Genomic DNA, 15,770 nt, shown 5'->3' with positions numbered 1-15,770 from the left:
CGCTAATTTTAATAACAATAGTGAGACCCTATGTTTTCAAAATGGCAGTGGCTTTGGTCAAAAATAAAAACAACCCTTTGGATCCGCGCTTGTCTGTTCGGCACCTTCGGCCTGGCCGCGGTGTTACTGGCCAGTTTCGCCGACACCTTTAGCGAATTCGATCTACCTTTTAAAGCGCCACAGGAAGCAGTCGACCAGATCCTCGCTATTCTTGCCAACAGTATGCTGATGGTGGTCACCTTTTCCCTCAGCGTGATGGTATCTGCTTATATGGCAGCAACCAGCAACGTCACACCGCGTGCCACCCGCTTAATTCGCCAGGACGTCACTACGCAAAACGTGCTGGCTACCTTTATTGGTTCCTTTATCTTCAGTCTGGTTGGCGTGATCGCCGTGAATACCGAAGTCTACAGTGCCAATGGCCGTTTCGTGCTCTTCATTTTCACCATGCTCATGATCGTGCTGGTGGTCCTCGCCATCTTTCGCTGGATAGAACATCTAAGTTTACTCGGCCGGGTAGGCTCGACCTCGAATCAGGTCGAAAAGGCCACCGCGGACGCCCTTGCCTTCTACCGCGATAACCCCTGTCTTGGCGGCCATTTGCGTACAGATGATAGTTTACCGCCGGAGGCCGAGTACCCACTGCTTGCCGAAGAGGTTGGCTATGTTCAGCACATTGATATGGCGGCACTGCAAAGCTGTGCCGAGGACATGGACGCCGAGCTTTATCTGGACACACAACCCGGCACCCTGGTCCACCCAACCCGGGCCTTGCTGACCAGCAATAAACCGATCACGGAAAAAATACAGCGCGAACTACGCAAGGCCATTACCATCGACAACGAGCGTTCGTTCGCTCAGGACCCACGCTTCGGCTTTTGCGTATTAACCGAAATTGCCCAGCGCGCCCTGTCGCCCTCGTTAAATGACCCGGGTACCGCGATCGATATTATCAGCCGCCACCTGCGCTTGCTCGCTCCCTGGCGTGACCTTAGCAGTTACGACCTCAGTACCTGCCATTGCCCCCGCCTGCACGTGCCTGCTTTGCAACTCGACAGCATTCTCGACAATGCCTTTTTGCCTATCGCCCGCGATGCCGGTGACATGCTCGAAGTGCACATTCGCCTGCACAAAGCATTAAAGGCTCTGAGCCAGCAGGACTCCCCCGAACTGTACCAGGCGACGGAAAAATGTTCGGCAAAATGCCTTGAATATGGCCTCAATGGGCTCCATCTGCAGAAAGACAGAGAGCATTTACGTACATTGGTGAACACACCTTAGGAGTCTGCTTTGAAACTGTCAGTTCTGGATCTTGCGCCGGTAACCGAAGAAACCTCCGTCAGCACCGCATTGCACAATGCCGCTGACTTAGCCGCCCACTGCGAACAACTTGGTTATCACAGGTTCTGGATGGCAGAACACCACAATATGACTGGCATCGCCAGTGCCGCGACCGCCGTGGCTCTGGGGCATGTGGCAGAGAAAACCTCGACGATTCGCGTCGGTTCCGGCGGCGTTATGCTGCCCAATCACGCCCCTTATGTGGTCGCTGAGCAGTTTGGCACCCTCGATGCGCTGCACCCCGGCCGCATCGACATCGGCCTCGGCCGCGCACCAGGGACCGATGGCCGCACCATGCGTGCATTGCGGCGTAAGCCGGAAGACGCCGAACACTTCCCGTCCGACGTCAAAGAATTATTAGGCTACCTTGCCGAAGCCGACCCCAGCGACCCGATTAAAGCGGTCCCTGGCTATGGCCAGAATATTCCCGTCTGGCTGCTTGGTTCCAGCCTGTTTAGTGCCCAGTTGGCTGCCGCGTTAGGTTTACCTTACGCTTTTGCCTCGCACTTTGCGCCCGATATGTTGCATCAGGCGCTGAAGGTGTATAACAATGAGTTCACCCCATCGCGCTATCTGGACAAGCCTTACAGTATGGTCGCGATGAATGTTTTTGCTGCAGACACTGAACAGGAAGCGCGAACATTGATGAGCTCGATGCAATTACAGTTTGTCGCATTACGTCAGGGGCGAACCGGGTTCCTGCCCAAACCAGTGGACAACATTCAGGCGGTCTGTGACCCTTATGCTCTGGCCGCGGCCAATCACGCTTTAAGCTACACCGCATTCGGCACTGCCGAGCAGGTTGGCCGTCAGATCCGTAATTTTGCCGCCGAAACCGGCGTCGATGAAGTGATGCTGACCAGCCACGCCTATGACTTCCAGGCGCGCAAGCGTTCATTTGAAATCGCTGCAAAAGCCATCTCCGCTGAAACCCCCTCTACAGAAGCAGCAAAGGATGTTTAGTCATGTTTTACTTTGCCTACGGCTCAAACATGTCAAGCCGCCGACTACTGGCCCGGGTACCTAGCGCCCGGGCTGTTGGCGTCGCTCACCTTAGTGACTACGTCATGACCTTTCGCAAACATAGTCATGACGGTTCCGCCAAGTGCACCATAGAGTCTCAGCCCGGGGCCGGCACCCTGGGAGTTGTCTATCGCATCCCCGAGGACCAGCGTTACACCCTCGACCGCATCGAAGGCCAGGGCTTTGGCTACGCCGTTACTGACGTCAAGGTGGTGCTCCAGGAAGGCCGCACATTGCCCGCTTTTACTTATGTCGGCACCGATATCGACGACACCTTACAGCCCTATAGCTGGTACAAGTACCACGTCCTCACCGGCGCTCTCGAACACGGCATCGTTCAGCAGTACGTCGACAACATCAAAGCCGTCAGCGCCATCGAAGACCCCAACCAGGGCCGCCACAGCTACGAACTCTCCATCTACCAGGAGCTCAACCACTACCTCCTCCAACCCACTTGATTCAACATTCAAGCGCGGGGCTTGAATCTTGAATCGGTAAATTCGATTCAACGTTCGGGCGCGGGGCTTGATCATTGAATCTGCTCAGCTTAGCTATATACCTAAGGAATCAACCAGTGACTATCAGCATCACCACCGCCACAGCGACAGACATCCCAGCCATCGCAGAGCTTGAGCAGCACTACTATCAACAGGAAGGTTATCCGGCGGGGTTTCTGTATCAGGCGTTGCGCCAATGGCCAGCCGCTTTGTGGGTTGCTCAAAATGAAAATCAGTTAATGGGGTATGCGCTTATAGCGCCAGCACAAAGCGAACAAGGTTCCGCTGCCGAACCTTGGCTGATGGCGTTATTGGTGGCCGCTGCGGGACGTGGTAAGGGTATCGGCCGTAAACTATGCGAAGCTGCTATTAACCATTGCAGAGGTCAGGGCCAACAAGGGCTATGGCTTAGTGTCGCCGAATACAATCAGGCGGCGATGCAGCTCTATCTTAGCCTGGGTTTTGAAACCATCGAGCTGCGTAAAGACTTCCTCGGCCCGGGTGAGGACCGCCTTCTTATGCGCTTAGCGCTGCAGCGCTAATTCAAGCTGCGGAACTGAATCCCGGCTCAACATTGCATTGCCAGGAAAGCCTGAGTTTCAAGTTCAACAGGGCCGCAAACGAATAGTCCCTTCAAGGTAAGTCACCGCACGCCCCTTCAGTAAAACCCGTGCTGGCTGCTGTTCGGCAAGCACCTCACACTCAATGGACCCGCCACGCGCAGACAGCTGCTTCGCGGTAAGCTTCGATTTGCCGAGCCGTTCAGACCAGTATGCCGCCAGTTCACAATGTGCTGATCCGGTCACTGGATCTTCGTCGACCCGAAGTTTAGGGAAGAAACAGCGGCTAACAAAATCACAATCCTCGCCCGCGGCTGTCACCAATACACCGCGTCCGTCCAGTTCGCACAAGGCACTAAAGTTCGGCTTAAGCGCCCGTACTTCGGCTTCGCTATTGAGCACCGCAATATAGTCAAAGTCTTTCAGAACCTGCATCGGCTCCGCACCAATTCCGCGCATTAAACTGGCCGGAAACGTCACTTCCTTTAACTGACTTAACGGAAAATCCATCACCAGCAAACCATTCTCTTGCTGAGCCACCGTCAGCACACCACTGCGGGTTGCAAACGACAGTGTAGAAGCGTCCACATCACAATGTTCGAACAGCACATGAGCGCTCGCCAGCGTGGCATGGCCACACAAGTCGACTTCTGCCGCCGGGGTAAACCAGCGCAACTCATAGTCCGTTTCTGCATCGCTCGCAGCCACCAGGAAAGCCGTCTCCGACAGGTTGTTCTCCTCAGCTACCTGCTGCAACACCCCGTCATCCAGCCATTCATCCAACAGCACCACCGCCGCCGGATTGCCAGCAAACACCTCATCACTAAACGCATCCACCTGATACAACCGCATACCACCCCCATTCAACAATCGAGCGCGGGGCTTGATCATTGAATTGGTAAAACCAATTCAAGATTCAAGCCCCGCGCCTGAACCTTGAATGTAAAAAAGGCCACCGCAGCAGCCTTTTAATAACACTAAAACATTACCACCAGTTGGTGGCGCACGCCTCTATCGAACGGCAACGCAAGGTGACCTGGGGCAATTGGTCAAGAACCAACGCTCCCTCGTCTTCAATAAAGGACCATTCCAGCACAAGCACTTCAGTGCCATTGTTGTCACCGACAACTTTCCAGAAAATCCGGCGTCCGGCAAGGTCAATCGAAGGCTCAGCCGCCGCATTCAGCACGGCCACATCAGCCAGCCCTGCACTCTGTTCGAGGTCCCATTCAATCGCCAGACTGTCGGGTCCCTCAACCAGAAGGCCTGTGCCATTGCTCTGCAAACGAATAGACGCGTCAACCTCTCCAATAAAGCCAGTTCGATGCCAGGCGTTAATCGCGACAAAGTCGCGCAAAGACGCCAGCGCACTGCCTGTAGCCTGAGGTCGAGGTTCAACGTCTTCCAGCACAAAACCAGAGCCCACCATCAAAGCGGCCGATTCAATATTCTCAACCAGCACTGAACCAATTCCATCATTGTTCACGCGCCGCATCCGATACCGTTCGCCGTTATCGCCAGTAAGCGCTAACACCTGATTTTCCTCAGATAACTGGTAGCTACCAGTGGTAACAATCTGCGCGCCCAACTCATCGACGTGCGACGTACTAAAGCTGCCATTGCTAAAACGATAGACAACCTCCGCTTGGGTATAGCCTTCGTCTGCAACCGGCAGTGCAGGCAAAACCCAGTTCTGGCTCAGATCAAATGCTAAGGACAAGCGCTGCGAATACTCTTTGCGCTCAAGACGAAACGCTTCACCCTCGCTCCATAGCACTAACTGAGAATCGTCACTCGCCAGTACATACAGTTCCTCAAAGGGGGCCAGAGCGTCGTTAACACGTATAAGGGCTCCATTCGTCGTGTAGTCCGATGTGCGAAGTTGCTGATCGCCATCCAGCCAAAATATGCTGTCAGTCTCCACTACCCAGCTTCGCTCGGTACTTTGTGGCCACCACGGCACCTGGCCTCCTAACTCAGTAAAACGTCCTTCCACATCACCATTCGACAACGATGGCATCAAGTCCCGATTAGCGAGCATAGTCTCCAGCGCCGGCGCTAAATCATCAGCCTGCCGAGCTTCCTCTACAGACGCACTAAGCGCCTCCAGCTCTGCGCCTAATTCCCAGGTCGTTTCATAGCCTTCAGGCATCTTATAGCTGCTATCTGTCGCTAACAGGTAAACCCAGCCAGCCGTATTGGCCAATCGATTACTATCGACAGCCCGACCATACCAGGCAAGCTCATCTTCATTCAGCTGCAACGCCTGAGCAGACGCGCCGTTTAACAACATGCTGTACGCCGTAGTTAACGCATTAACTCGCAGTCCAGCGACGCCAGTATCAGTCACGCGATTGTCACCAGAGCGCGCCGCATAAACACTTTGCGTTCCCGGCAACATGCTGTGCAGCGTCAGCGGGCTACCATTGCGAGTACCAGCGACTGTCAGCAGGCTACTTTTATCACTCTCAAGACTAAACAGCCGCAGCTCTATTTCAAACACGCCGTTTGCAGTCACCTCACCTGTACCGCCCACGTCGTCCCCACGAACGTTGACCTCAGGCTCAGTCATCCAGCCATGCGGAAAACTTCCTTCAAGCGTCAGTCGTTGGTACACACGCACCGACACATTCACTTCAAGCTCGTTGAATCCATTAGTAATTCGATAGCTGAAAACGTCATCGCCAATGGCTTCACGGTCAGCAAGGTAGGCTAACTCATTCGGGCGATCTTCCGAACGATACACAATGCCTTTTTCACCATCCTGCCAACTATCAGCCACCAGCTGCAAAGTGCCACAGCCGTTGGCACTGGCATTCGCATCTTCAAATACATCGACAAAGGCGATCGAACCACGCGACACCTCAATTTCAAAGGCCTCCGCCGTTGGCAATCGTTCTTCGCATGGCCCCTGCGGCGACTCTTTAACCCCTGATGACAGGCACCCCGCCAGAAAAACCGTCGAACAGACCGCACTAAATAACGTTCGTAAGCGCATCGAACACTCCGTGTTTATAAGAATTATTGCGCTAAATCATACCCACAAAGCAACCGCCCGTCACCACCATTCAACGATCGAGCGCGGGGCTTGAATGTTGAATCTAAGACGAAATTCAATGTTCAAGCCCCGCGCTCGATCGTTGAATGTTCGATATTTGCGCAAATGGTTGCGCTGCAGCGAATTTTCCCTTGCCTGAACAAAGGGGGCCAGTATAATGCTCTGCACCAATCGGCAGGGGTGTAGTTCCAATTGGTAGAACAGCGGTCTCCAAAACCGACGGTTGGGGGTTCGAATCCCTCCACCCCTGCCAACTTTCATGCTAGCATCAGAACCATGAACGATTCTCCCGAAAAGCCCGCAACGGCAACCAGCAAATGGACCAGACATCAGCTCGAGAGCCTTCAGGCACTTGGCATTCCGCTGTACTCATTCGTCCAACAATCAACAACCAGTCAAGAATTCAATGATCAAGCCCCGCGCCTGAATGTTGAATCGGAGCCGGAATTCAACGATCAAGCCCCGCGCTCGAATATTGAATTTCACTATCGGTTAGGGGGGTGGACGTTGCGGACGGCGGAGCGTTTGCCGGTGGAGCTGTATCCGTGGCTGAAAGATCTCAGCAGTCATTTGCAGCAACAGCTGACAGAAATAAAAGCCGATCCACAGCAACCGCACCTGGATGTTACCCCCTGGTGCAAGACCACATTAAGCCCGGAAGAAAAACGCGACCTATGGAACCAGCTGAAACTCTGGCTAAACTAATTGCCCCCTGCGACATCAGCGCCCCCGAATTCTATCTGATTGAATGCGCGGCCCATGGCGCGCCCTGGTCGCGCACCTCATTCAATGACTGCACCGGCAAGTACTACCGCACCCAGGCGCTGTACGTCGACCAACAGCCTGTAGGCTTCACCATTTGCCGCCTGGTCGCCGACGAAGTTACCCTAATGAATATCGCCGTCCACCCGGACTATCAGGGCAAAGGCTACGGTGCATTGTTGCTAAAAGATGTGCTCAACTACGCCAGCGACAAACAAAGCCGGCCGCAGTACAAAGTGTTTCTGGAAGTGCGCGAAAGCAACCGAAGCGCCATCGCTCTATATAGAAAGTACGGTTTTCAGGACATCGGGCGACGCCCCGGCTACTACCCCCCCATTCCTCCGGCAAGCAAGAAAGAAACCGCCATCGTCATGCGCCGCTAAAAAACGCTGTTAAAAGACGTCGCTCACCGACACCACTACCCCTCCTCAACCACAACAACCTCCGGCAACGGCCGCACCAGCATATAAGCCATCAAAGTGCGCGCAGCATGGGTCGCTATCAGGTCAATTAACATCCGGTCGCTGTCATCAGCCACTTCATAAGTTACCGTGTGGGTGCCATGGGTATCCGCCATGTACTGTTTGAAATTGCCCTGAGCCGGGTTGGCAGCGGGTATCTCGCGCACCGGATTCGGTGCCACCGCAGCAGCCAGCATATTTAGCCAGTCAAAACTAAAGTCTGGTTCTTTATCTAGGTAGTCACCCGGCGTGGTGTAATAAACATCACGAAAAGTCGAGTGAAAATCAACCCCGTAGACCAGCTCGCCTCCCTCATCAAGCAGCTCCCGGATAAAGGCATCGACCGCCTGCGTTTCCGCCTGTTCCAGGCTAAACCAGTCCCGGTTAAGGTCCACCCCATTCGCATTGTGTCGCCAATGTCCGCCCGCCACGCCATCTGGATTCAAGTTCGGAGCAATCAATACATTGTAACGATCAAGAAACGCCTCACTAAACACCGGCGTATCCAGCAGCGCCTCCACAAAGGTCCGCATCGCCATCGCCCCGGTAATCTCCGGCGGGTGTTGTCGCCCCAATAACAGCAACCATTCGTTGCCCGCCCCGTAGTGAACCAGCGCCGGTAACTCGCGGTCCTCTACGCTGCGGCCAAGCTGTATCCGCTGCAAATTCTCATACCGCTCTTCAAGTTGCGCCAGCCAAACCTGATAGTCATTGTTATCAAACAATTCCTGCCCGGCAATCCATACTTTCTCAGGCCCCACCTCAACCGTAAAAAACTGCGAACTGCCCTCTCGTTCGAAATCCATGACATCCCAGGTCGTCCGATCAAGGCTGATTTTAGGGCGGTAACGAGTACGTGCATGCTCACTTCGGATTTCAATTTCAATCGTGCGGGGTTCATCAGATTCAATCGTAAAAGCATGCCAGGGGCTGGGGTTTATCGGCATACTTTCCGGCTCCAGATGGAGGATCAAACGCCCATCGTCACCACGTTCACAACGGCCAAAACGACCTTGTGGAAACTCAGCACTAAAACGGACATCTGAGAAGTCGCAGCTGACCCAGGTGGTTGGTTCATCACTCGCTTCCTCATCTTCCTCAGAACCCTCACCTTCCTCAGGGCCATCAGCTTCAGCATCCGCCCTCTCATCTTCATCTTGCGAGGACACTGCTTCAGCTGCACCATCATCAACCGCAGCCAATTCAGCCCCAAACCCAGCCACAACCGAAGCGCCAACCCCCACCGAAGGCACAACCTCCTCCTCCGCAGCCAAACGCTCTAACGCCACTTCAACCGGAACCCCATCACTTCCGCCAGCAAACATCAAACACACCAACGCTGGCACGCAATAAGGGTCAAAACGCAATGCTGTAATCCAGATAAACATACCGCCCACGATTCGAATGCACATCTGAAATATAGCCGAAACTGGCGCTGGCAACAGGTGGCGCCTCATCAGTCAGATTGCGCACGCCAAGGCGGATACGACTCTCATCCAGCCAGTTCGCGGCACGGATCCGGTAATCAGCAAACACATCGTAGGTCGTCATACTCGGAATAGGCATCGCCTCTCCGTCGTCGTTGGTCACACTGGTATTGTCAAAATCACTAATATAATTAACCCGTAACTGGGTTCCCCATTGGCCGTATTCCCAGCCCACCGACGCAAACCCACGCCATTCAGGGTTGCCGTTCGAACGGCGCAAATCACCCGCCCCCAACACCGCAATGTCCTGCGGCAATGCAGGGTTTCCCGCCGCCTGCTCCGCAATCACCAGCGCACTAATAGGATCCGGCGTTTGCTCAAACTTGGTCAGCTGAGCCGCATTAAGGTTAAAGCGGAAAGTACCCATGTCCGTCGGCAGGCTATAACTCACGCTCACGTCCATCCCCTCCGTGGTGCGCGGGTTAAGGTTGCCGTACTGGTTCTCAATATAAAGCACCTCACCCGCGTCATTGCGCACAATCGCCTCGTTCACCGACCCCTCTGCACGCAGCAACGCGTCGTACAGCAAGTGGGTCTGGCTATTCAAAATCCCCACCGTACCGACCTGCTCAATGTTCCACCAGTCGACCGTAATCAGTAAATTCTCAAGCGGCGACAACGCCACCCCATAGGACAGGTTTTCACTTTCTTCCGGCTCCAGCTCCACGTTGCCGCCGCGCACTTCCGCCACGCCATAACGCATATCCAGCAAGGGGTCATAACGAGTATTCGAACGCGTCACACCCTGTTCCACCACTTGCGGCAGGTTCGGGGCGCGAAAACCTTCGGTGTAAGCCGCCCGAAACTGAACCCAATCCGTAGGCCCCCAGGCCAGTGCCAGTTTAGGTTTGAGCACACTTCCCACATCCGAAAAGTCCTCATAGCGAGCCGCCAGCTGCATATCCAGGGTTGCGTGCAAAGGCACTTCCAGTTCCGCATACGCTGACATCACGTTGCGGTCACCATCCGCCGACGGCGTTGAGCTGCTGCCTAATGCCGCGCTGTCCGACAAAAGCTCGCCTGTTACCTGGTCGACAAAAGGCAATTCACCACTTAACAGCGGGTCCCGTTCGTCTTCATAGGCTTCGTAGCGGTACTCAACGCCCACCGCCGCCCCAATCGCGCCCGCGTACCAGTCAAACACAGCAGGGTTGGACAGTTTAAAGTCCCACAGCGCCAGCTCGCTGGTACTTTCCCGAAACACATCCACGGTAAAGGTATCAATCACCGACTGCGGGTTACGCCGCCCCGGATCAGCCGAGGGACCCGAGTTCGGACTCATCGGATCGCCACCTAAAAACGGGTTATAGGCCAAATCAGGGTCGGTCTGGTTAATCGCATTTTGCAGTGCATCGCCGCGAATACGGTTGTAATCCATATCCAGCGTGGTAGCCCGCGAATACAACACCGCACTTTCCCAGTCCCAATACCCAAACATGCCACGCAGCCCGGCCAACGTACGGTAACTGTCATCGTCGACAACAATCCGCCGTCCACCCGCATCGACCGCACGGTAGTTGCGTAACAGCACATCTTCACCAAAAGGGTTGTACGCCGCATCCGCAGCAATGGTAAAACGTTGCGCCGCCAGGTTGGCGTTCTGTTCACGCAAGCGAGTCGACTCAGCCGTGTACCACAGACCTTCAGCAAAAAACTCCAGATTGTCGTTAATCTGGTGGGTCAGGTAGCCAAACACATTAAAGCGATCCACATCCGAGGTCATCGACTGATCCTCAAGTGCCGGATCATAATACCAGTCACGATCCGCGGTGCCGCTCGCCGCACACACCTCATCGTCGACCACGTACTCACAGTTTTCACTGCCCGCCGGCTGAATATGCACAGTACCAATCGAGTCGCCGATAAAGTGCCCCCAGGGGCTCGCAATCAACCGATTATCCAGCGACGGATTGCCTTCAAACCCCGCCGGAATATCCGGATGAAAACGCAAATCACTGTTGCCGGAATAATCCCGCTCACTGGCCATCATCCCGGTACGCGTATAATACGCCGCGGACAAACTAAGGTAAGTTTGGTTGTCATTAAACGTACGTCCATGCAGCGCGGTCAGAGTCAGTTGATCAAACGAGGTGCCATCCGACCCACCATAATTCGCCGCCACCTGAGTGCCATCCACGTCATCCTTCAGCACATAGTTAACCACCCCAGCGACCGCGTCCGAGCCGTAAATCGCAGCCGCCCCGTCACGCAACACTTCGAGCCGACTCAGTCCGCGTACCGGCAAAGTATTCGAATTCACCGTCGTCACCGGCACAAAGTTTTCCGTTTGCGTCCCGGGGTGCAGCACCAGCCGCCGCCCGTTCAAAAGGGTCAGCGTATTGCCGGTGCCAATCCCGCGCAGGTTAATCGACGCCACATCGCCGCGAGCGTCGTTAACCCCACCAATGGTGCGTTCGTTATTGAAACTGATATCACCAATCTGCGGAATCGAGCGCAGCAGCTCATCACCAGTCGCCGCCCCGGTCGCCCGAATATCCTCCTCGCTGAGTACCGTCACCGGCAGGTTACCCGCCGCCCGCGCTCCGCGAATATTTGAGCCAACCACCCGGATGCGTTCAATCGCAGGTTCAGCAGCCTCTTCCTCTTCAACATAACTTTGCTGTGCGTACACAGGGCTGACCAACACGCCCCCGCCTAAAGCAAGAAAAAGACAGAGACGCAGATAACTGGGCTTACTAACAGAATTGAGAGCACGACGTTCATATAAGCGCACAAGGCACCTCCGGCAACGGGTAGTAGTTAACAAATACTAAACAATCACCCCGCTCTCACCCTCCGTTTTACATAATTTTTGCTAAGCCTTTGCTACCAGAAGCCGCGTAAAACACAGCCTTTCTTTGAATATACCCGCAATGTTAGCTATACCTTGAAGCATCGTAAGGCATACGCTGCCTGCCACTAAATGACTCTATGCAGTCAGCACCATAACCAGTAACATTTCGAGGAACATTAAAGGATGCCCGTTATGAAGAAATATACATTAGCCATTGCCCTATTAACCGCGCTCGGCTTAACTGCCTGCAGCGACCCGGATGATCAGCAAGGCGACCCAACCAACCCAACCAACCCAACCCAACAGACTCAGCAACGACAGCAAGCCAATGACCAGGACACCGACCCAGCTGGCACCGCAGGTGAGCGCGACGCAGCCACCATGCGCAGCTCGCAGCCAGCGCCAGCTGACTCAGAACTCAGACCCGAGAACGACATACAAGGGCGCAACCAAATGGAAGAATTCACCCAGCAACAAGCCGAAGAACACGCTGAACTTCGCACCTACCTCACCTCGTACACCCGCAATAACCAAGCAGACAGTCAGGACCAGTGTGCCTTCTTTGCCCTCGGCGACAAGCCCTGCGGTGGTCCGGAAAGCTATGTGGTGTATTCACAAAAAGACCTCAGCGACGAGGACATCGCTAACCTGGAAAAGCGCGCTCAACGCTACCGTGAGCTGGATGCCATGATGCACGCCGCAGAAGGGATGATGAGCACTTGCGACATAACCCCGGAACCTCAGGTCACGCTTGAAAATGGCCGCTGTGTAGCACGCAATTAAACGCATAGCTCTGAATTAACAACCCTTAGCTAGCAACACATAGTTAGCAGCCCTCTGACAGCGCGGCACCAACAACAGCATTGCGCGTCGCGCTCCCTACCCTCCTCGTATAGCAACAAACTACCCCCCTACCAATCCAATATGCACTTCCGTATACTTAGAAAAAACAATAATAAAAAAACACCTTGTTTATGCAAAAAACAATTCATTATCGTTATGACATTCAAGGCATACGCGCCATTGGCGCTGTCCTCGTTTTAGTCTTTCATATCTGGTTTAACAAAGTATCCGGCGGCGTCGACGTCTTCTTCGTAGTCTCGGGCTTTTTAATGACCACGCTGTTGCTTCGCATGCAAAGCCAGCACAAGCGCATCCATTTGCGCCAGTTCTGGAACAAAATCATTAAACGCATTGCGCCCACCGCCTACGTCGTCTTAGTAACCACTGCCCATGCCAGTTACTTCCTGCTCCCGGCTCCCTTACTGCGCGAATTCACCAACGAGCTGTTAGCCAGTGCACTGTTCACTCAAAACTTCCACCTAATGGGTGCCAGCGTCGACTATCTTGACGCCTCATTACCCGCCAGTCCGGTGCAACAGTTCTGGGCGTTGTCGGTACAAATACAGTTTCTTATCGCCTTGCCCTTGCTGATAATCACGCTGCAAGCCGCAGGCAAACTGAGTCACAAAATGTTCAACCCAACCCAGGCCAGCGCCGAGGCACATAGCAGCCGCTGGCTTGCACTTGGTTTCGTAGCCCTTGCACTGGCGTCATTTGCTTATGCCCTGCAACAGGTCCAGCTCAATGCTGTTACTGCGTATTACAATACGCTGGCGCGCGGCTGGGAGTTTCTGCTCGGTGCCCTGCTGTGCCTGTTTGCGCCATCGTTGGTTCAGCTATTAACCTCAGCATGGCGCTTAGCAATCGCGCTTGGCGGTTTGCTGTTGCTGTTTGCTGGCGCCTTTTTACTCCCCGACGGCGCTGCGTTCCCGGGTTTACCGGCGCTAATCCCGGTCAGCGGCGCTTTGTGTCTGCTAGCCGCTGGCTTTAATGGCGGCAGCGCAGTCAGCCGCGCCCTCAGTCATCCGGCACTGCAATTTCTCGGCGGCATTTCGTTTACCCTCTACTTATGGCACTGGCCAGTCCTGATCTTCTACCAGCATTTCACCCATAACACCGCTGTCAGCTTCGCCGGTGGAGCACTTATCATCGCCCTTGCTTTCATATTCTCCTGGTTTACCCACCAGCTGCTCGAGCAGCCTCTGCGCACACTCACACTGCAAAAACGCAGGCACGCAGTCGCCATGACCATCGCCTTTCTTGTCCCCCTGGTACTTAGCGTTGCCAGCCTGCGCTATCATGTATTGCATCTTCACCATCAGTTCGAACAACTATCGGCTTCACGCATGAACAGGGTCTATCAGGGCGGCATTCTGCAACCCAACAATAACCAGCCTGCGGTGACCGACCTTGAACTTGCCGCCGCCCGCGAATACCTGCCTGAGCCCTATCGGCGGGACTGTCATCAAAACCGCCACGATCCGACGATAGAAAGTTGCCAGTTAGGCGACCCGGACGGCGATTACACCATTGTACTAACCGGTAGCTCGCATGCCGCCCAGTGGGCACCAGCGCTGCACCTACTGGGCCTCGAACACGGCGTAGAGCTGATTACTATTACCAAAAGTTATTGCACGCTAGGTGCATTGCAAGATGCCGATCCCTCATGCCTGGAATGGAATAACAACATCATTGAACACATCATTGCATTAAAGCCGGAGCTGGTTATCACCCCCTCCACCCGCTTTGGCGAACAAGGCGAGCGCATAGCACCAAGCTCCATCGAGCAATGGCAGGCACTCCACCAGGCCGACATTGAAGTAGTCGGTATTCGTGGCAACCCAAGATTCAGTTTCGATCCCACCCTCTGCCTAAGCCATTATCACCAGCAGTCGTTAAAGTGCTCAGTCCCCAGGCAGGTATTCTTCCAGGCCGACGACCCGGCAAAAGCCTACAGCGACCTCATTACGCCGGTCGATATGACCCATATTTTCTGCAGCGACAGTGTCTGCCCGACCAGCTACGACGGCTACCTGATGTACAGCGACGAGCATCACCTGCACGTGCCCTACGTCCGCTATATGAGACGCGAACTGGCTGAGGAACTGGCGGAGTCTCTGGGCCGGCATTCACCGTTCAGGCTCGCTGGTTTGTGACACTGCAACCAGCAATGTATGAACTAGGCGCTATAGCAGATGGCCTATTCTTTTACGCGGCGTATTTGGTTACTATTTGACGCCAAATTAGACGGATTTAATGCATGTCAAAACAGTCGCTCCTTAAACCAGTCCTTGCATGCGCGTTCACTGCCGTGCTTACTGCCTGTACCCATTCAACGTCAACCCATGCCGCCGAACAGAGCATCCATTTCGAGCCAGTCAGCGAAGCCCATGGTATTCAGCTCAGTGGCGTTTTCAATGCGCCAGACGAGTGGCGATTGCATTTGGCCACCCCATTACTGCAAGCGTCGCAAGCAGCGACTGAGAATAACCCTCCTGGTAACCATAACGAGTACTGGGTTCGCATTAACGACACCAGTGAACGTCTGCCGGTTGCGGTCAGCGACATATCAAAGGGCCCAATGCATTTTTCTGTAGACGTCAGCCACAGTCAGTTACCCATTCAGCAGCTCACCCTGTATCGCAATGATCGCCAACTGCAGGTCATAAACAACGACCAACCGCTCCCGGCCACCGGGCAATGGCTACCGATGGTAGAACTCGCTTCAGAGGACGGCGAACAAGGCCAGCTGTGTGTAACCTGGCCAGATCAGCTTTTCGCGCAGGCGGCATTACTGACTGTCAGCGACCAGGGCCGATTGCAGTTACAGCAGCAATCCACCTCCAGCCCGGTATGTATTGACGCTACCGACGAAAGCCATGCGCAGCTGCGAGTTAACCTTCGCAACCCTATGTTTGCAGTGCAGCTCAAAACGAACCGTTAA

At 54.4% G+C, this 15,770-nt stretch carries 13 protein-coding genes and 1 tRNA gene; 10 read left to right on the top strand and 4 right to left on the bottom strand.

Features of this window, described 5'->3' with window-relative positions:
* Nucleotides 1-30 precede the first annotated feature (30 nt).
* The 4 genes from CWE14_RS13405 to CWE14_RS13390 all read left to right on the top strand — a co-directional run bounded on the left by CWE14_RS13405 (nucleotide 31) and on the right by CWE14_RS13390 (nucleotide 3,403).
* Nucleotides 31-1,281 (top strand): DUF2254 domain-containing protein, encoded by a 1,251-nt coding sequence (locus CWE14_RS13405; protein WP_126799846.1) that lies wholly within the window; start codon nucleotides 31-33, stop codon nucleotides 1,279-1,281.
* Between the two features lie 9 nt (nucleotides 1,282-1,290).
* Entirely contained in the window at nucleotides 1,291-2,304 is a 1,014-nt protein-coding gene (locus tag CWE14_RS13400) for an LLM class flavin-dependent oxidoreductase (protein WP_126799845.1), read from the top strand.
* A gap of 2 nt (nucleotides 2,305-2,306) precedes the next feature.
* Entirely contained in the window at nucleotides 2,307-2,822 is a 516-nt protein-coding gene (locus CWE14_RS13395; RefSeq protein ID WP_126799844.1) for a gamma-glutamylcyclotransferase family protein, read from the top strand.
* Nucleotides 2,823-2,938: 116 nt separating this feature from the next.
* Entirely contained in the window at nucleotides 2,939-3,403 is a 465-nt protein-coding gene (locus tag CWE14_RS13390) for a GNAT family N-acetyltransferase (RefSeq protein ID WP_157981831.1), read from the top strand.
* Nucleotides 3,404-3,466: 63 nt separating this feature from the next.
* On the opposite strand, the gene CWE14_RS13385 is transcribed toward CWE14_RS13390, so the two are convergent.
* Together CWE14_RS13385 and CWE14_RS13380 are read right to left on the bottom strand one after the other, a co-directional pair.
* Entirely contained in the window at nucleotides 3,467-4,273 is an 807-nt protein-coding gene (locus CWE14_RS13385; RefSeq protein ID WP_126799842.1) for a PhzF family phenazine biosynthesis protein, read from the bottom strand.
* Between the two features lie 133 nt (nucleotides 4,274-4,406).
* Nucleotides 4,407-6,419, bottom strand: coding sequence for a hypothetical protein (locus CWE14_RS13380; protein ID WP_126799841.1), 2,013 nt, complete (start codon nucleotides 6,417-6,419; stop codon nucleotides 4,407-4,409).
* Nucleotides 6,420-6,655: 236 nt separating this feature from the next.
* On the opposite strand from CWE14_RS13380, the gene CWE14_RS13375 reads away from it, so the two are divergent.
* From CWE14_RS13375 to rimI, 3 genes are all read left to right on the top strand, one after another.
* Nucleotides 6,656-6,732: transfer RNA gene (locus CWE14_RS13375), tRNA-Trp, on the top strand.
* Nucleotides 6,733-6,755: 23 nt separating this feature from the next.
* Nucleotides 6,756-7,184 carry a hypothetical protein gene (locus CWE14_RS13370; RefSeq protein ID WP_126799840.1) on the top strand — a complete coding sequence of 143 codons (429 nt, stop codon included), beginning with the start codon at nucleotides 6,756-6,758 and terminating at the stop codon, nucleotides 7,182-7,184.
* Entirely contained in the window at nucleotides 7,154-7,624 is a 471-nt protein-coding gene (gene rimI / locus CWE14_RS13365) for a ribosomal protein S18-alanine N-acetyltransferase (RefSeq protein WP_126799839.1), read from the top strand. The genes CWE14_RS13370 and rimI overlap by 31 nt, the downstream gene beginning before the upstream one ends.
* A 35-nt stretch (nucleotides 7,625-7,659) precedes the next feature.
* Here the strand turns inward: rimI and CWE14_RS13360 are convergent, their stop codons facing one another.
* Both CWE14_RS13360 and CWE14_RS13350 read right to left on the bottom strand, forming a co-directional pair.
* Nucleotides 7,660-9,090 carry a M14 family metallopeptidase gene (locus CWE14_RS13360; protein ID WP_157981830.1) on the bottom strand — a complete coding sequence of 477 codons (1,431 nt, stop codon included), beginning with the start codon at nucleotides 9,088-9,090 and terminating at the stop codon, nucleotides 7,660-7,662.
* Nucleotides 9,059-11,923, bottom strand: coding sequence for a TonB-dependent receptor domain-containing protein (locus CWE14_RS13350; RefSeq protein ID WP_241972416.1), 2,865 nt, complete (start codon nucleotides 11,921-11,923; stop codon nucleotides 9,059-9,061). Before CWE14_RS13350 ends, CWE14_RS13360 begins: the two co-directional genes overlap by 32 nt.
* Nucleotides 11,924-12,175: 252 nt before the next feature.
* Between CWE14_RS13350 and CWE14_RS13345 the strand changes: the two genes are divergently transcribed.
* From CWE14_RS13345 to CWE14_RS13335, 3 genes are all read left to right on the top strand, one after another.
* On the top strand, nucleotides 12,176-12,766 hold the full coding sequence (locus tag CWE14_RS13345; RefSeq protein WP_126799836.1) for a hypothetical protein: 591 nt from the start codon (nucleotides 12,176-12,178) through the stop codon (nucleotides 12,764-12,766).
* A 191-nt stretch (nucleotides 12,767-12,957) separates the two neighbouring features.
* Complete coding sequence (locus CWE14_RS13340; protein WP_126799835.1) at nucleotides 12,958-14,982, top strand: acyltransferase family protein; 2,025 nt, start codon at nucleotides 12,958-12,960, stop codon at nucleotides 14,980-14,982.
* A gap of 104 nt (nucleotides 14,983-15,086) precedes the next feature.
* Nucleotides 15,087-15,770 carry a hypothetical protein gene (locus CWE14_RS13335; protein ID WP_126799834.1) on the top strand — a complete coding sequence of 228 codons (684 nt, stop codon included), beginning with the start codon at nucleotides 15,087-15,089 and terminating at the stop codon, nucleotides 15,768-15,770.

Source organism: Aliidiomarina soli, from assembly GCF_003986975.1.
GTDB lineage: Bacteria > Pseudomonadota > Gammaproteobacteria > Enterobacterales > Alteromonadaceae > Aliidiomarina > Aliidiomarina soli.
This window is presented reverse-complemented; position numbering and strand designations above follow the sequence as displayed.

Excerpts from the sequence above, each read along its gene's own strand:
- CWE14_RS13335 (WP_126799834.1), top strand. The coding sequence starts at position 15,087 with ATGTCAAAACAGTCGCTCCTTAAACCAGTCCTTGCATGCGCGTTCACT.
- CWE14_RS13380 (WP_126799841.1), bottom strand. The coding sequence starts at position 6,419 with ATGCGCTTACGAACGTTATTTAGTGCGGTCTGTTCGACGGTTTTTCTG.
- CWE14_RS13395 (WP_126799844.1), top strand. The coding sequence starts at position 2,307 with ATGTTTTACTTTGCCTACGGCTCAAACATGTCAAGCCGCCGACTACTG.
- CWE14_RS13370 (WP_126799840.1), top strand. The coding sequence starts at position 6,756 with ATGAACGATTCTCCCGAAAAGCCCGCAACGGCAACCAGCAAATGGACC.
- CWE14_RS13340 (WP_126799835.1), top strand. The coding sequence starts at position 12,958 with ATGCAAAAAACAATTCATTATCGTTATGACATTCAAGGCATACGCGCC.
- CWE14_RS13360 (WP_157981830.1), bottom strand. The coding sequence starts at position 9,090 with ATGTTTATCTGGATTACAGCATTGCGTTTTGACCCTTATTGCGTGCCA.
- CWE14_RS13405 (WP_126799846.1), top strand. The coding sequence starts at position 31 with ATGTTTTCAAAATGGCAGTGGCTTTGGTCAAAAATAAAAACAACCCTT.
- rimI (WP_126799839.1), top strand. The coding sequence starts at position 7,154 with ATGGAACCAGCTGAAACTCTGGCTAAACTAATTGCCCCCTGCGACATC.
- CWE14_RS13345 (WP_126799836.1), top strand. The coding sequence starts at position 12,176 with ATGAAGAAATATACATTAGCCATTGCCCTATTAACCGCGCTCGGCTTA.
- CWE14_RS13385 (WP_126799842.1), bottom strand. The coding sequence starts at position 4,273 with ATGCGGTTGTATCAGGTGGATGCGTTTAGTGATGAGGTGTTTGCTGGC.